This window comes from Escherichia sp. MOD1-EC6819, from assembly GCF_002965765.1.
GTDB lineage: Bacteria > Pseudomonadota > Gammaproteobacteria > Enterobacterales > Enterobacteriaceae > Escherichia > Escherichia ruysiae.
In genome coordinates this window covers 118659-135722 of record NZ_PTRG01000001.1, presented here as the reverse complement: position 1 = coordinate 135722, position 17064 = coordinate 118659, and the positions used below count along the sequence as shown (strand labels likewise).

Here is a 17064-nt window from a genome sequence, read left to right as displayed (position 1 = left end):
ATCAACAAGATAGCGCAAAAACAGACCATTAACATCTGCGAAACACAAACTATAACCCCATCGCCAGAGAGTATTTTTCTCTGAAAAAAACACTTATCACAGTGCATAAATTTACTGCTGCCTGAATCAGCCAATATTCACTGTGAAGTATTTGCTCGAGCCAGCAACGACCAAACGGATATTTAGTCAGTCTCTGATAACAGTTCATCCAAAACAGAATGTGGCTGTGATCTATTTGGCAAGAATTTAAATGGGATTATCGCGAGGGTTTACACATGTTATTTACCATCCAACTTATCATAATACTGATATGTCTGTTTTATGGTGCCAGAAAGGGCGGTATCGCGCTGGGTTTATTAGGCGGTATCGGCCTGGTCATTCTGGTCTTCGTCTTCCATCTTCAGCCGGGTAAACCACCGGTTGATGTCATGCTGGTCATCATTGCGGTGGTGGCAGCATCGGCGACCTTGCAAGCCTCTGGCGGCCTGGATGTTATGCTGCAAATTGCCGAAAAACTGCTGCGTCGCAATCCGAAATATGTTTCCATCGTCGCGCCGTTTGTCACCTGTACGCTGACCATTCTTTGCGGTACGGGTCACGTGGTTTACACCATCCTGCCGATCATCTACGACGTTGCGATTAAGAACAACATCCGTCCGGAACGCCCAATGGCGGCGAGCTCTATCGGCGCGCAGATGGGGATTATCGCCAGTCCGGTGTCGGTTGCCGTAGTATCGCTGGTCGCAATGCTGGGGAACGTAACCTTTGATGGTCGTCACCTTGAGTTCCTCGACCTGCTTGCGATTACCATCCCCTCTACCTTGTTAGGTATCCTGGCGATCGGTATTTTCAGTTGGTTCCGTGGTAAAGATCTGGATAAAGACGAAGAGTTCCAGAAATTCATCTCCGTACCGGAAAACCGTGAGTACGTTTACGGTGACACCGCCACGCTGCTGGATAAAAAACTACCGAAAAGCAACTGGCTGGCAATGTGGATCTTCCTCGGGGCAATCGCGGTGGTCGCACTTCTTGGTGCTGATTCTGACCTGCGTCCGTCTTTTGGCGGCAAGCCGCTGTCGATGGTACTGGTTATCCAGATGTTTATGCTGCTGACCGGGGCGTTGATTATTATCCTGACCAAAACCAATCCCGCGTCCATCTCAAAAAATGAAGTCTTCCGTTCCGGTATGATTGCCATCGTGGCGGTATACGGTATCGCGTGGATGGCCGAAACCATGTTCGGTGCGCATATGTCTGAAATTCAGGGCGTACTGGGCGAAATGGTGAAAGAGTATCCGTGGGCTTATGCCATTGTTCTGTTGCTGGTCTCCAAGTTTGTTAACTCCCAGGCCGCTGCACTGGCAGCAATTGTTCCGGTTGCACTGGCGATTGGCGTTGACCCGGCATACATCGTGGCTTCAGCACCGGCTTGCTATGGTTATTACATCCTGCCGACCTATCCGAGCGATCTGGCAGCGATTCAGTTTGACCGTTCCGGAACCACCCACATCGGCCGCTTCGTCATCAACCACAGCTTTATTTTGCCAGGGTTGATTGGTGTGAGCGTATCGTGCGTCTTCGGCTGGATCTTCGCTGCGATGTACGGGTTCTTGTAATTGCACTCTGCGTGCTGCCCGTCGCTGTGCGGCACGCCATTTTCGTATAACAAATACAGAGTTACAGGCTGGAAGCTATGTCAAATAAAGAGTTTATTTATCAGGCGCCTTTCCCGATGGGGAAAGACAATACCGAGTACTATCTGCTCACATCCGATTACGTTAGTGTTGCCGAATTTAACGGCGAAACCATCCTGAAAGTGGAACCTGAAGCCCTGACCTTGCTGGCGCAGCAAGCCTTCCATGACGCTTCTTTCATGCTCCGCCCGGCACACCAGCAACAGGTAGCTTCTATTCTTCATGACCCTGAAGCCAGCGAAAACGATAAGTATGTGGCGCTGCAATTCTTGAGAAACTCCGAAATCGCAGCCAAAGGTGTATTGCCGACCTGCCAGGATACCGGCACCGCCATCATCGTCGGTAAAAAAGGTCAGCGAGTGTGGACCGGCGGCGGTGATGAAGAAGCCTTATCAAAAGGTGTCTATAACACTTATATCGAAGATAACCTGCGCTATTCACAAAACGCACCGCTGGACATGTACAAAGAGGTCAACACCGGCACTAACCTGCCTGCGCAAATCGACCTGTACGCAGTGGATGGCGACGAGTACAAATTCCTCTGCGTCGCCAAAGGCGGCGGTTCTGCCAACAAAACGTATCTCTATCAGGAAACCAAAGCCCTGCTGACTCCGGGTAAACTGAAAAACTTCCTCGTTGAGAAAATGCGTACTCTCGGCACCGCAGCCTGCCCGCCGTACCATATCGCGTTTGTGATTGGCGGCACGTCTGCGGAAACCAACCTGAAAACCGTCAAGTTGGCAAGTGCTCACTATTACGATGAGCTGCCGACTGAAGGGAACGAACACGGTCAGGCTTTCCGCGATGTCCAGTTAGAACAAGAACTCCTGATCGAGGCTCAGAAACTCGGCCTCGGCGCACAGTTTGGTGGTAAATACTTCGCTCACGACATCCGCGTGATTCGCCTGCCTCGTCACGGCGCATCCTGCCCGGTGGGTATGGGCGTCTCCTGCTCCGCTGACCGTAACATCAAAGCAAAAATTAACCGCGAAGGCATCTGGATCGAAAAACTGGAACACAACCCAGGCCAGTACATTCCGGAAGAACTGCGTCAGGCGGGTGAAGGCGACGCGGTGAAAGTCGATCTCAACCGTCCGATGAAAGAGATCCTCGCCCAGCTTTCGCAGTATCCGGTCTCTACTCGTCTGTCACTCACCGGCACCATTATCGTTGGTCGTGATATTGCGCACGCCAAGCTGAAAGAATTGATCGACGCCGGTAAAGAGCTGCCGCAGTACATCAAAGATCATCCGATCTACTACGCAGGTCCGGCAAAAACGCCAGCCGGTTATCCATCGGGTTCTTTAGGCCCAACCACCGCAGGCCGTATGGACTCTTACGTGGATCTGCTGCAATCCCACGGCGGCAGCATGATCATGCTGGCGAAAGGTAACCGCAGTCAGCAAGTCACCGACGCGTGTCATAAACACGGCGGCTTCTACCTCGGCAGCATTGGCGGCCCGGCGGCAGTGCTGGCACAGCAGAGCATTAAGCATCTGGAATGTGTCGCTTATCCGGAACTGGGTATGGAAGCTATCTGGAAAATCGAAGTAGAAGATTTCCCGGCGTTTATCCTGGTCGATGACAAAGGCAACGACTTCTTCCAGCAAATCGTCAACAAACAGTGCGCGAACTGCACTAAGTAACTTCTTTGGCCCAGCGCCTGGCGGCATACTGCCAGGTGATCCCCCTGGGCCACCTCTTTTGCGATTGTAATTTCACGCTTGCTGGTGAATAGTCAGTATTTTCCCTGACTTGCGAACTCACCATGACCCGCACACTCAAGCCGTTAGTTCTTAACACTAGCGCACTGGCGCTGACGTTAATCCTGATGTACACCGGAATTTCGGCCCATGACAAACTCACCTGGTTGATGGAAGTGACGCCGGTAATTATTGTCGTACCGTTGCTGCTTACCACCGCCAGACGTTATCCGTTAACGCCGCTGCTCTATGCACTGATTTTCTTTCACGCCATCATCCTGATGGTCGGCGGTCAGTACACCTACGCGAAAGTCCCCATCGGTTTTGAAGTGCAGGAATGGCTGGGGTTAAGCCGTAATCCGTATGACAAGCTGGGGCATTTTTTCCAGGGGCTGGTGCCTGCACTGGTGGCACGAGAAATCCTCGTGCGTGGGATGTACGTGCGCGGACGCAAAATGGTCGCGTTTCTGGTCTGCTGCGTGGCACTGGCGATAAGCGCCATGTATGAGTTGATCGAGTGGTGGGCGGCACTGGCGATGGGTCAGGGAGCGGATGATTTTCTCGGCACCCAAGGCGACCAGTGGGACACGCAGTCCGATATGTTCTGCGCGCTGCTGGGCGCATTAACTACGGTGATATTGCTTGCTCGCCTTCACTGTCGCCAGCTCCGGCGCTATGGCTTAATCACCAAAGCGCCGGACGCGATTACCTCTTAACGGTGCAACCAGCCTGGCAGCCAGTCGCCGTGGGCGGCAATCAGATCGTCAACAAGGGCATATATTTCGTCAATTCCCAGCACGGCGCCGGTGTGCGGGTCCATCATCGCGGCGTGGTAAACACGGTCACGGTTTTCGGTGAGAATGGCTTCGGTAAGCAGCGTCTGTACGTTGATATTGGTTTGCATCAGGGCTGCCAGATGCGACGGTAGCGTACCGACTTTGGTCGGCTGAATGCCATTTGCATCAACCAGACAGGCCACTTCCACGCAACATCCTTGCGGCAGGTTATCAATCAAGCCATCGTTACGGACGTTGCCATAAATCACGCTCGGCTCTCCGGTCCAGATAGCGTTCATGATTGTGCTGGCATATTCCCGTGATGGTTTAATATCAATCCGGGAGGCGTTCTTATACTCCTCCAGCTCTTTGTGCCAGTTCGCCAGCTGCTCGACGCAGCGTTTCGGGTACTCATCCAGCGGTACTTTATAACGCTCAATCAAATCCTCACGGCCTGGCTTAATAAACCACGGCGTATATTCGGCAAAATGTTCTGACGACTCCGTGACGAAGTAGCCCAGCTTTTTGAACATTTCATAGCGCACAATGTTCTGGCAGCGAGGATTCCCATGAATATTCGGCTTCGGTGCCTGACCTGCGTCATAAGCCGCCAGCAGTTCCGGGTAGAGATTCACGTAACTGCCGTCGGTGGTTTTGCGCTCCAGCTCCAGGTAAAACGCCATATGGTTGATACCCGCGCAACGATATCGCAGCGTGGCGGGATCAATATTGAGATCGCGCGCCAGCTCTTCCGCCGTTCCCTGCACCGAATGGCACAACCCTACCTGTTTGATATGCGGATAGCGGGCATACATCGCCCAGGTATTCATCGCCATCGGGTTAACGTAGTTGAGCATGGTGGCATCGGGGCAGACTTCCGTCATGTCCTCGCAAATTTGCCACAGGTGCGGAATGGTACGCAGTGCGCGCATAATGCCGCCCGGCCCTAACGTATCGGCAATAGTTTGTTCCAGACCGTGGCGCTTACAGACCTCGAAATCAGTCACCGTGCAAGGTTCATAACCACCAATCTGAAATGCCACCACGACAAAATCGGCATCCTGTAAGGCTTCTTTCTGTTGCGTGTGGCAGGTAATTTTGCCGCTGGCTCCTGCTGAATCCATCAGCTTACGCACCACAATGTGCGACTCTTCCAGGCGAGTTGGATCAATGTCCATCAGGGCAATATGCGCCGTTTTCAGCGCCTCGCGATGAAACACATCACCAAGAATATTTTTTACGAAAATTGTCGAACCAGCGCCGATAAAAGTAATTTTGGGTGCAGACATCATTCAGGTCTCCAGGCTTGCTTGAATGATTTCATCATGGCAGGCGATGTCGCAGAAAACCTCCGGCTTCCCCGTTGAGCATTCCCAAAAGCTCAGATCCAGGGTTACTTAGCAGTAAATATGAGTTTTTGGGACTAAATTGACTGAAAAACAGAGTAATTAGCCCTTATAAAATCCTCTCTCTTTATGTTTTGTGTCGTCATTCGCAGTCATCCTCAGCTACTCATGCCATAATTCTGATAATCCAGGAAAGAGATCCATCCATGAACACAGACACGTTTATGTGCAGCAGTGATGAAAAGCAGACCCGCAGCCCGCTGTCGCTGTACTCGGAATATCAGCGAATGGAGATTGAATTTCGTGCGCCGCATGTCATGACCACCAGCCACTGGCATGGTCAGGTTGAAGTGAATGTGCCTTTCGATGGCGATGTGGAATACCTGATCAACAATGAACAAGTGAATATCAATCAAGGGCATATTACGCTGTTCTGGGCCTGTACGCCGCACCAACTAACCGATACCGGAACTTGTCAGAGCATGGCGATTTTTAATCTGCCGATGCATCTGTTTCTCTCCTGGCCTCTGGATAAAGACCTTATAAACCACGTCACTCACGGCATGGTGATTAAATCGCTGGCGACACAGCAACTTAGCCCCTTTGAAGTGCGCCGCTGGCAGCAGGAATTGAACAGCCCGAATGAGCAAATCCGCCAGCTCGCCATTGATGAAATTGGCCTGATGCTCAAGCGATTTAGCCTCTCCGGCTGGGAACCGATTTTGGTCAATAAAACCTCGCGCACGCACAAAAACAGCGTCTCGCGTCATGCGCAATTTTATGTCAGCCAGATGCTGGGCTTTATTGCAGAAAACTATGACCAGGCGCTGACCATCAACGACGTGGCTGAGCACGTCAAACTAAACGCCAACTATGCGATGGGGATATTTCAGCGAGTCATGCAGTTGACGATGAAACAGTACATTACCGCAATGCGCATCAACCACGTTCGCGCGTTACTCAGCGATACCGATAAAAGTATTCTCGATATTGCCCTGACGGCAGGTTTTCGTTCGAGCAGTCGTTTTTACAGTACTTTCGCCAAATATGTCGGCATGTCGCCGCAACAATACCGCAAACTTAGCCAACAACGCCGCCAGACGCTTCCCGGTTAAAAACGATATCAGTATCAGCCAAAAAAATAATTTAGCTGTCGATAATAAACATTGAAAATTAATTGAAAAATTAATATAAGCTTCTGTTTATAATAATAAAAAATTAAAAACGTTTATTTTTCAATCGCTTTACAGCCTGAAATGCCCGGAAGATACTTGCCCGCAACGAAGATTCCTTCACAACCGGGTAAACAATGATGAAAGTATTAATTGTTGAAAGCGAGTTTCTACATCAGGACACCTGGGTCGGTAGCGCCGTTGAGCGTCTGGCGAATGCCTTGAGTCAACAAAATGTTACCGTCATTAAATCAACCTCATTTGATGATGGTTTTGCCATTCTCTCTTCAAATGAAGCCATTGATTGTCTGATGTTCAGTTATCAAATGGAGCATCCGGACGAACATCAAAACGTCAGAGAATTGATCGGTAAACTTCATGAACGCCAGCAAAACGTGCCGGTATTCCTGTTAGGCGATCGGGAAAAATCAATCGCCGCGCTGGATCGCGACCTGCTGGAGCTTGTCGATGAATTCGCCTGGATTCTGGAAGATACTGCCGATTTTATTGCCGGGCGCGCCATCGCCGCGATGACCCGCTACCGTCAACAGTTGTTACCGCCACTGTTCAGCGCGCTAATGAAATATAGCGACATCCATGAGTATTCCTGGGCCGCGCCGGGTCACCAGGGCGGTGTGGGGTTCACTAAAACGCCAGCCGGACGTTTCTACCATGACTATTATGGTGAAAACCTGTTCCGCACCGATATGGGTATTGAACGAACTTCTCTCGGTTCTTTGCTCGACCATACTGGCGCATTTGGCGAAAGTGAAAAATATGCCGCGCGCGTATTTGGTGCCGATCGCTCCTGGTCAGTCGTTGTTGGCACTTCAGGTTCTAACCGCACCATCATGCAAGCCTGCATGACGGATAACGACGTGGTCGTTGTTGACCGTAACTGCCACAAATCCATTGAACAAGGCTTAATGCTGACTGGCGCGAAACCGGTATACATGGTGCCAAGCCGCAACCGCTACGGCATTATCGGGCCAATCTATCCGCAGGAAATGCAGCCTGAAACCTTGCAGAAGAAAATCAGCGAAAGCCCGCTGACTAAAGACAAAGTCGGGCAAAAACCGTCTTACTGCGTGGTGACCAACTGCACCTACGACGGCGTGTGTTATAACGCCAAAGACGCGCAGGATCTGCTGGAAAAAACCTCTGACCGTCTGCACTTCGACGAAGCCTGGTATGGCTACGCACGGTTTAACCCAATCTATGCCGATCACTATGCAATGCGCGGTGAACCGGGCGATCACAATGGCCCAACCGTTTTCGCTACCCACTCCACACATAAGCTGCTGAATGCGTTGTCGCAGGCGTCTTATATTCATGTACGTGAAGGCCGGGGCGCGATTAACTTCTCCCGCTTTAATCAGGCATACATGATGCATGCCACCACTTCCCCACTGTATGCCATCTGCGCATCAAACGATGTGGCTGTATCAATGATGGACGGCAACAGCGGTCTGTCACTGACTCAGGAAGTGATCGACGAAGCGGTCGATTTCCGCCAGGCAATGGCACGGTTGTATAAAGAGTTTACTGACGAAGGTAGCTGGTTCTTTAAACCGTGGAATAAAGAAATGGTTACCGATCCGGAAACCGGCAAAACCTATGACTTTGCTGACGCGCCGCGCAAACTGCTGACCACCGTTCAGGACTGCTGGGTAATGCATCCGGGCGAAAGCTGGCACGGCTTTAAAGATATCCCGGACAACTGGAGTATGCTCGACCCGATTAAAGTCAGCATCCTCGCACCGGGGATGGGTGAAGACGGTGAACTGGAAGAGACAGGCGTACCTGCCGCACTGGTTACCGCATGGCTTGGCCACCACGGCATCGTGCCAACTCGCACCACCGATTTCCAGATTATGTTCCTGTTCTCAATGGGCGTGACCCGAGGGAAATGGGGAACTCTGGTTAACACCCTCTGTTCCTTCAAACGCCACTACGACGCCAACACACCACTGGCGCAGGTGATGCCGGAACTTGTTGAACAATATCCTGACACTTACGCGAACATGGGGATTCACGATCTGGGTGACAAAATGTTTGCCTGGCTGAAAGAAAACAACCCAGGAGCACGGTTGAACGAAGCCTATTCCGGCCTGCCGGTGGCGGAAATCACTCCGCGTGAAGCGTACAACGCGATTGTCGACAACAACGTTGAGCTGGTATCCATTGAAAATCTGCCAGGACGCATTGCGGCGAACTCAATTATCCCGTATCCGCCAGGAATCCCGATGCTGCTGTCTGGTGAAAACTTCGGCGATAAAAACAGTCCGCAGGTAAGTTATTTACGCTCGCTGCAATCCTGGGATCATCATTTCCCTGGATTTGAACACGAAACTGAAGGTACTGAAATTATTGACGGTATTTACCACGTAATGTGTGTGAAAGCGTAACCACTATTCCGCTGAAGGCGTAATTGTTTTAATAACATTACGCCGCCTGGCCTGAGGCCTTTTGAGTATGGCAACGTTTTCATAAAAATTGCTGCAAACAAAAATGTCATGCTTTTTGCGCGGTCCCACCCCGCGCTTTTTTTTGTTTATTATTTACCCTTATTTACTCTGTAAAATTTTTTGTACATGAGAAATTACTATAAAAATTTGTAATATTAGTAAAACACGTTATTTTTATGCATGTTTTGATTCGTCATACAATTATATAACCCGTTCCCGGTATCTCTCTATGTTGGCGAGATCCACTATTTTTCTTTGCATTTCAGGAGTACATGTATGAGGATTTGCAGCAACCAACCTTGTATAGTTTTATTAACTGAAAAAGATGTCTGGCTAAGAGTGAATGGGAAAGAGCCTATAAGTTTAAAAGCTAACCATATGGCGTTATTAAGTTGTGAAAATAATATTATCGACGCCTCCTCTCTGAATAACACTTTGATTGCTTATATTAGCCTCGACATCATCAAAGATTATCTCCGTTTTCTGAATAAAGATCTCTCGAAAATACCGGTCTGGCAACGTAGCGCCACACCGATTATTTCCCTGCCATGCCTTACACCAGAGGTGTTTCGCGTTGCAGCGCAACATAGCACAGAGCCTGCTGAAACAGAGTCGGAAAAAGAACGAACACGTGCATTATTATTCACTGTGCTCTCTCGCTTTCTCGACAGTAAAAAATTCCTTTCTCTACTTATGTATATGTTACGTAATTGTGTTAGCGACAGCGTTTATCAAATCATTGAAAGCGATATCCATAAAGACTGGAATCTTAGTATGGTAGCCAGTTGTTTATGTCTTAGCCCAAGTTTGTTAAAGAAAAAGCTGAAAAGCGAAAACACCAGTTATAGCCAAATAATAACCACCTGCCGGATGCGTTATGCTGTAAATGAATTAATGATGGATGGAAAAAATATCTCACAGGTGTCACAGTCCTGTGGCTACAACAGCACGTCTTACTTTATTTCTGTATTTAAAGACTTCTATGGCATGACGCCACTCCATTATGTTAGCCAACACAGAGAACGTTCTGTCGCCTGATTTATAACCTTTACAAAGAGATATATTAATAACGGCATCAGCGATAACCCGACTGACGATAATTCAATGCGCGAATGCAGGCGTATGATATGACGTAATTTATTGTCACGAAGCTCGCCTTCGCAGGAGTTTAATTATGTCTTCGGATGCTGATGCTCACAAAGTGGGCTTAATCCCCGTTACTCTGATGGTGTCGGGGAATATTATGGGGTCAGGTGTCTTTCTGTTACCTGCAAACCTGGCCTCGACTGGCGGTATTGCTATATATGGTTGGTTGGTGACGATTATCGGTGCTTTGGCTTTATCGATGGTCTACGCCAAAATGTCGTTCCTCGATCCCAGCCCTGGCGGTTCATATGCCTACGCGCGCCGCTGTTTTGGTCCTTTTCTCGGATATCAAACCAACGTTCTCTACTGGCTGGCCTGCTGGATCGGCAATATCGCCATGGTGGTCATTGGCGTCGGCTATTTGAGCTATTTCTTCCCGCTCCTCAAAGATCCGTGGGTATTAACCATCACCTGCGTGGTGGTGCTGTGGATCTTCGTTCTGCTTAATATCGTCGGTCCGAAAATGATCACCCGCGTGCAGGCCGTCGCTACCGTGCTGGCGCTGATTCCCATCGTCGGGATTGCCGTATTCGGCTGGTTCTGGTTCCACGGAGAAACCTATATGGCGGCATGGAACGTCAGCGGCCTGGGCACCTTCGGCGCGATTCAAAGCACCTTAAACGTTACGCTGTGGTCATTTATCGGGGTGGAAAGTGCGTCTGTTGCAGCGGGTGTGGTGAAAAACCCGAAACGCAACGTCCCTATCGCCACCATTGGCGGGGTATTGATTGCCGCCGTTTGCTATGTGCTCTCGACCACCGCGATTATGGGGATGATCCCCAACGCCGCACTGCGCGTTTCCGCCTCACCTTTCGGTGATGCTGCACGGATGGCGCTGGGTGATACCGCAGGAGCCATTGTCTCCTTCTGTGCGGCGGCTGGTTGCTTAGGTTCGCTGGGTGGCTGGACACTACTGGCCGGGCAAACGGCGAAAGCCGCTGCCGATGACGGTCTGTTCCCACCGATTTTTGCCCGCGTCAACAAAGCAGGCACACCGGTAGCCGGGTTGATTATCGTCGGTATCCTGATGACTATCTTCCAGTTCAGCAGCATTTCGCCAAACGCAACCAAAGAGTTCGGTCTGGTCTCTTCCGTATCGGTAATCTTTACCCTGGTGCCTTATCTTTATACCTGTGCCGCTTTACTGCTTTTAGGCCACGGTCACTTTGGTAAAGCGCGTCCGGCGTATCTGACCATCACCACTATCGCCTTCCTTTACTGCATCTGGGCGGTAGTCGGTTCTGGCGCACAAGAGGTCATGTGGTCATTCGTCACGCTGATGGTGATCACCGCAATGTACACACTGAACTACAACCGGCTGCATAAAAACCCCTATCCTTTAGATGCACCAATAAGCAAAGATTAAGCCCCCTTAATCCAGCAAACATAAAAGCCAACCTTAAGAACTTAAGGTTGGCTTAACTTTGCTTTGCGAGCATATGCGCACTTTGTTCGATGGAAACACCGTGATGTTGAAGCGCCTTCTAAAAAGACCCTCTTTGAATTTACTCGCCTGGCTATTGCTGGCCTCTTTTTATATTGCTATCTGCCTGAACATTGCCTTTTTTAAACAGGTTTTACAGGCGCTACCGCTGGATTCAATGCATAACGTGCTGGTTTTCTTGTCGATGCCGGTCGTCGCGTTCAGCGTGATTAATATTGTCCTGACGCTAGGTTCTTTCTTATGGCTTAATCGTCCACTGGCCTGCCTGTTTATTCTTGTCGGCGCGTCTGCGCAATATTTCATAATGACTTATGGCATCGTCATCGACCGTTCGATGATTGCCAATATCATGGATACCACACCTGCGGAAAGCTACGCGTTAATGACACCGCAGATGTTATTAACGCTAGGGTTAAGCGGGGTTCTTGCTGCACTGATTGCCTGCTGGGTAAAAATCAAACCCGCAGCCTCACGCCTGCGTAGCGTTCTTTTCCGTGGAGCCAATATTCTGATTTCTGTGCTGCTGATTCTGCTGGTCGCCGCGTTGTTTTATAAAGACTACGCCTCGCTGTTTCGCAACAACAAAGAGCTGGTGAAATCCTTAAGCCCCTCCAACAGCATTGTTGCCAGTTGGTCATGGTATTCCCACCAGCGACTGGCAAATCTACCGCTGGTTCGCATTGGCGAGGATGCACACCGCAACCCGTTAATGCAAAACGAGAAACGTAAAAATCTGACCATCTTGATCGTCGGCGAAACCTCGCGGGCAGAGAATTTCTCACTCAACGGCTACCCACGTGAAACCAATCCACGGCTGGCGAAAGATAATGTGGTCTATTTCCCCAATACCGCGTCTTGCGGCACGGCAACGGCTGTCTCTGTGCCATGCATGTTCTCGGATATGCCGCGTGAGCATTACAAAGAAGAGCTGGCACAGCACCAGGAAGGCGTGCTGGATATCATTCAGCGAGCGGGCATTAATGTGTTGTGGAATGACAACGACGGTGGCTGCAAAGGTGTCTGCGACCGCGTACCGCACCAGAATGTCACCGCGCTGAACCTGCCCGGCCAGTGCATCAACGGCGAATGCTATGACGAGGTGCTGTTCCACGGGCTGGAAGAGTACATCAATAACCTGCAAGGTGATGGCGTGATTGTCTTACACACCATCGGTAGCCACGGCCCGACCTATTACAACCGCTATCCGCCGCAGTTCAGGAAATTTACCCCCACCTGCGACACCAACGAGATCCAGACCTGTTCCAAAGAACAACTGGTGAACACTTACGATAATACGTTGCTCTACGTCGACTATATTGTTGATAAAGCAATTAATCTGCTGAAAGAACATCAGGATAAATTTACCACCAGCCTGGTTTATCTTTCTGACCACGGTGAATCGTTAGGTGAAAATGGCATCTATCTACACGGCCTGCCTTATGCCATCGCGCCTGATAGCCAAAAACAAGTACCGATGCTGCTGTGGTTGTCGGAGGATTATCAAAAGCGGTATCAGATTGACCAGAGCTGCCTGCAAAAACAGGCACAAATACAGCACTATTCACAGGACAATTTATTCTCAACCCTGTTGGGATTAACCGGCGTCGAGACGAAGTATTACCAGGCTGCGGATGATATTCTGCAAACTTGCAGGAGAGTGACTGAATGAAAATACTGATTGTTGAAGACGATACGCTGTTATTGCAGGGGCTGATTCTGGCGGCACAAACCGAAGGCTACGCGTGCGATGGCGTCACGACCGCGCGGATGGCGGAACAAAGCCTGGAAGCCGGGCACTACAGCCTGGTGGTGTTGGATTTAGGTTTACCCGACGAAGATGGGCTGCATTTTCTCGCCCGTATCCGGCAGAAAAAATACACCCTGCCGGTACTGATCCTCACCGCTCGCGACACCCTGACCGACAAAATCGCCGGGCTGGATGTCGGTGCCGATGACTATCTGGTAAAACCTTTTGCGCTGGAAGAGTTACACGCCCGCATCCGCGCCCTGCTGCGACGCCATAATAATCAGGGCGAAAGCGAGTTGATTGTTGGCAATCTGACGCTGAATATGGGGCGCCGTCAGGTATGGATGGGCGGCGAAGAATTGATTCTGACGCCCAAAGAATATGCTCTGCTATCGCGGCTGATGCTCAAAGCAGGCAGCCCGGTGCATCGGGAAATTCTCTACAACGATATCTATAACTGGGATAACGAACCCTCGACCAACACCCTGGAAGTGCATATCCACAACCTGCGCGACAAAGTGGGCAAAACACGTATCCGCACCGTGCGCGGCTTTGGCTATATGCTGGTCGCGAATGAGGAAAACTAATTGAATCTGATGCGTTTTCTGCGCCGACCAATGTCGCTGCGTCAACGGCTGATATTGACCATCGGCGCTATTCTGCTGGTTTTTGAGCTGATTAGCGTCTTTTGGCTATGGCATGAAAGTACCGAGCAAATTCAGCTCTTTGAGCAGGCGCTACGTGACAATCGCAACAACGATCGCCACATCATGCGTGAGATCCGCGAAGCGGTTGCCAGCCTGATTGTTCCCGGCGTATTTATGGTCAGCCTGACACTATTTATCTGCTATCAGGCAGTGCACCGCATCACTCGCCCGCTGGCGGAACTGCAAAAAGAACTGGAAGCGCGCACCGCTGACAACTTAACGCCCATAGCCATTCACAGTGCCACCCTCGAAATCGAAGCGGTGGTTTCGGCGTTGAACGATCTGGTCAGTCGCCTGACCAGCACGCTGGATAACGAAAGGTTGTTTACCGCTGACGTCGCTCACGAACTGCGAACGCCGCTGGCGGGGGTGCGTTTGCATCTGGAACTGCTGGCGAAAACGCATCACATTGATGTAGCGCCGTTAGTCGCACGGCTTGATCAGATGATGGAGAGCGTCTCCCAGTTGTTGCAACTGGCGCGCGCCGGACAGTCATTTTCTTCCGGTAATTATCAGCATGTAAAACTGCTGGAAGATGTGATCCTGCCCTCCTATGACGAACTCAGCACCATGCTCGACCAGCGTCAACAAACTTTGCTGTTACCAGAGAGCGCCGCTGACATCACTGTTCAGGGCGACGCGACCCTGCTGCGGATGTTATTGCGTAACCTGGTAGAAAACGCCCATCGCTATAGTCCAGCAGGCAGCAACATTATGATTCAGCTGCAAGAAGATGGCGGTGCGGTAATGGCGGTTGAAGACGAAGGGCCTGGCATTGATGAGAGTAAATGCGGAGAGTTGAGCAAAGCGTTTGTACGAATGGACAGCCGTTATGGCGGGATTGGTCTGGGATTAAGTATTGTCAGCCGCATCACACAGTTGCATCACGGGCAGTTTTTCCTGCAAAACCGGGAAGAGGCTTCCGGCACGCGCGCCTGGGTACGGCTGAAAAAAGATCAGTACGTGGCAAACCAGATATAGAGAAAGCTGCTGACTACCAGCACGCTAAACACAGTCGTTAAACTTTCATACACACGGTTTTTCATTGCACTCTCCTCCGTTGTCCTGGAGGAGAGTATGCGCGTCAGAGATTAAGTGAACCTTAAGAGTTCGATTGTTGGCCTGATAAGAGAGTGTCGCATCAGGCAATCCGTTTCAGCTTACTCATCAATTCGCGGATGTTGCTGCACCAGGCGGGTACGTTTCGCCTGCAAATCGGCAATTTCCTGGTCAATATCCTCGATTTTCTGCTCAATATTATCGTAATGCTCGACGAGAATTTCCTTCGCTTCCTGCAAATCTGACGCCGCAGGCGTCGCACCTTTCAGTGGACGATTTGCCGTCTCTTTCATGGTCACGCCAGTGATTAAACCAACCACCGCCACTACCATCAGGTAATAGGCAGGCATCATCAGATTATGCGAGCTTTCCACCAGCCAGGCCGCCAGCGTTGGCGTCAGACCGGCAACCAGCACCGAAATATTAAATGCCGCCGCCAGCGCACTGTAACGGATATGTGTCGGGAACATCGCTGGCAAGGTAGAGGCCATAACACCCGTAAAGCAGTTAAGGATCACCGCCAGCATCAGCAACCCGGCGAAAATCAGGCCGATAATATTGCTGTTAATCAGGATAAACGCCGGGATCGCCAGCGCAAACAACGCAACACTGCCGAGGATCACAAACGGACGACGGCCAAAACGGTCACTCAGCAAGCCCATCACCGGCTGAACAAACAGCATACCGATCATAATCGCGATAATAATCAGCACCCCGTGGTCTTCGGAGTAATGCAGGTTATGCGACAAATAACTCGGCATATAAGTCAGCAACATGTAGTAAGTCACGTTGGTGGCGATCACCAGACCAATACATGTCAACAGACTGCGCCAGTGTTTGGTGGCAATCTCTTTAAACGAGACTTTCGGGCCATCCTGCAAACCTTCGCGGTCACCCTGTTCCAGTTTCTCAACATGTTGCTGGAACGCTGGCGTCTCTTCTAAAGCATGACGAAGATAAAGCCCAATAATTCCCAGCGGCAGCGCGATAAAGAACGGAATACGCCAGCCCCAGTCAAGGAAGTTCTCTTCACCGACGATGGTCGAAATCAACACCACCACGCCCGCACCCAGCACAAAGCCGGCAATAGAACCGAAGTCCAGCCAGCTGCCCATAAAGCCACGTTTACGGTCAGGTGAGTATTCCGCAACAAATATCGACGCTCCGGTATATTCACCGCCGACCGAGAAACCTTGTGCCATCTTACAGATCAACAGCAAAATCGGCGCCCAAATACCAATAGAGGCGTAGGACGGTATTAAACCGATACAGAACGTACTGATCGACATAATCACAATAGTGATAGCGAGGATCTTCTGGCGACCATATTTATCGCCCAACATACCGAAGAAGAGTCCGCCAAGCGGTCGAATCAGAAAGGGAACGGAGAAGGTGGCAAGTGCAGCAACCATCTGCACGCTGGGGTCAGCCCCCGGGAAAAATACTTTACCTAATGCGTAAGCAACAAAGCCATAAACACCAAAATCGAACCATTCCATTGCATTACCCAGCGATGCTGCAGTAATGGCTTTTCGCAGTTTACCGTCATCAATAATGGTGACATCACGAAGGGTTATCGGTTTTACTTTTTTCCTTTTCAGCATAGCTTTCCTCGCAGAGTAAGCCCATTTCCGCACGCGTCAGGCAAATAGACGCGGCGCCCGCAAAAGGGGAGCGGGAATTGCAGGGTGCAATCTCTGTAACAAGCGTAGCTGGTTTGCTTACACGATCCGATTAAGGATTGTACAATCAAACCTGTTGACGCCTGAATTGGGCAGTTAATGACCTTTTTACCCTACCAG

General features: G+C 50.4%; 13 protein-coding genes. 10 read left to right on the top strand and 3 right to left on the bottom strand.

Features of this window, described 5'->3' with window-relative positions; genetic code table 11:
- Positions 1-275: 275 nt before the first annotated feature.
- From dcuB to A7Z06_RS00605, 3 genes are all read left to right on the top strand, one after another.
- Entirely contained in the window at positions 276-1616 is a 1341-nt protein-coding gene (gene dcuB, locus A7Z06_RS00615) for an anaerobic C4-dicarboxylate transporter DcuB (protein WP_000899528.1), read from the top strand.
- A gap of 77 nt (positions 1617-1693) precedes the next feature.
- Positions 1694-3340: a class I fumarate hydratase gene (gene fumB, locus A7Z06_RS00610; RefSeq protein WP_000066143.1), complete on the top strand. Its 1647-nt coding sequence runs from the start codon at positions 1694-1696 to the stop codon at positions 3338-3340.
- A 122-nt stretch (positions 3341-3462) separates the two neighbouring features.
- On the top strand, positions 3463-4113 hold the full coding sequence (locus A7Z06_RS00605) for a DUF2238 domain-containing protein (RefSeq protein WP_000198775.1): 651 nt from the start codon (positions 3463-3465) through the stop codon (positions 4111-4113).
- On the opposite strand, the gene melA is transcribed toward A7Z06_RS00605, so the two are convergent.
- A complete protein-coding gene (gene melA / locus A7Z06_RS00600; RefSeq protein WP_000986630.1) occupies positions 4110-5465 on the bottom strand; it encodes an alpha-galactosidase in 1356 nt (451 codons plus the stop codon). The two genes, A7Z06_RS00605 and melA, sit on opposite strands and share 4 nt — an antisense overlap.
- A gap of 260 nt (positions 5466-5725) precedes the next feature.
- On the opposite strand from melA, the gene melR reads away from it, so the two are divergent.
- The 7 genes from melR to pmrB all read left to right on the top strand — a co-directional run bounded on the left by melR (position 5726) and on the right by pmrB (position 15184).
- Positions 5726-6634 carry a transcriptional regulator MelR gene (gene melR / locus A7Z06_RS00595; RefSeq protein WP_001090775.1) on the top strand — a complete coding sequence of 303 codons (909 nt, stop codon included), beginning with the start codon at positions 5726-5728 and terminating at the stop codon, positions 6632-6634.
- A gap of 197 nt (positions 6635-6831) precedes the next feature.
- Positions 6832-9099, top strand: a complete 2268-nt coding sequence (gene adiA, locus A7Z06_RS00590) for an arginine decarboxylase (protein ID WP_105279329.1) — start codon at positions 6832-6834, stop codon at positions 9097-9099.
- A 336-nt stretch (positions 9100-9435) separates the two neighbouring features.
- Entirely contained in the window at positions 9436-10197 is a 762-nt protein-coding gene (locus tag A7Z06_RS00585; RefSeq protein ID WP_001217089.1) for an AraC family transcriptional regulator, read from the top strand.
- Positions 10198-10333: 136 nt separating this feature from the next.
- On the top strand, positions 10334-11671 hold the full coding sequence (adiC, locus tag A7Z06_RS00580; RefSeq protein ID WP_000093134.1) for an arginine/agmatine antiporter: 1338 nt from the start codon (positions 10334-10336) through the stop codon (positions 11669-11671).
- A gap of 103 nt (positions 11672-11774) precedes the next feature.
- Positions 11775-13418, top strand: coding sequence for a phosphoethanolamine transferase EptA (gene eptA, locus A7Z06_RS00575; protein WP_010344876.1), 1644 nt, complete (start codon positions 11775-11777; stop codon positions 13416-13418).
- On the top strand, positions 13415-14083 hold the full coding sequence (basR, locus tag A7Z06_RS00570) for a two-component system response regulator BasR (RefSeq protein ID WP_000697918.1): 669 nt from the start codon (positions 13415-13417) through the stop codon (positions 14081-14083). Before eptA ends, basR begins: the two co-directional genes overlap by 4 nt.
- Positions 14084-15184, top strand: a complete 1101-nt coding sequence (gene pmrB, locus A7Z06_RS00565; RefSeq protein ID WP_001052143.1) for a two-component system sensor histidine kinase PmrB — start codon at positions 14084-14086, stop codon at positions 15182-15184.
- Here pmrB and pmrR read toward each other — a convergent pair.
- A complete protein-coding gene (gene pmrR, locus A7Z06_RS00560; RefSeq protein ID WP_000797657.1) occupies positions 15160-15249 on the bottom strand; it encodes an LpxT activity modulator PmrR in 90 nt (29 codons plus the stop codon). The genes pmrB and pmrR overlap by 25 nt on opposite strands.
- Positions 15250-15363: 114 nt before the next feature.
- Complete coding sequence (proP, locus tag A7Z06_RS00555; RefSeq protein ID WP_032226450.1) at positions 15364-16866, bottom strand: glycine betaine/L-proline transporter ProP; 1503 nt, start codon at positions 16864-16866, stop codon at positions 15364-15366.
- Between the last annotated feature and the right edge of the window lie 198 nt (positions 16867-17064).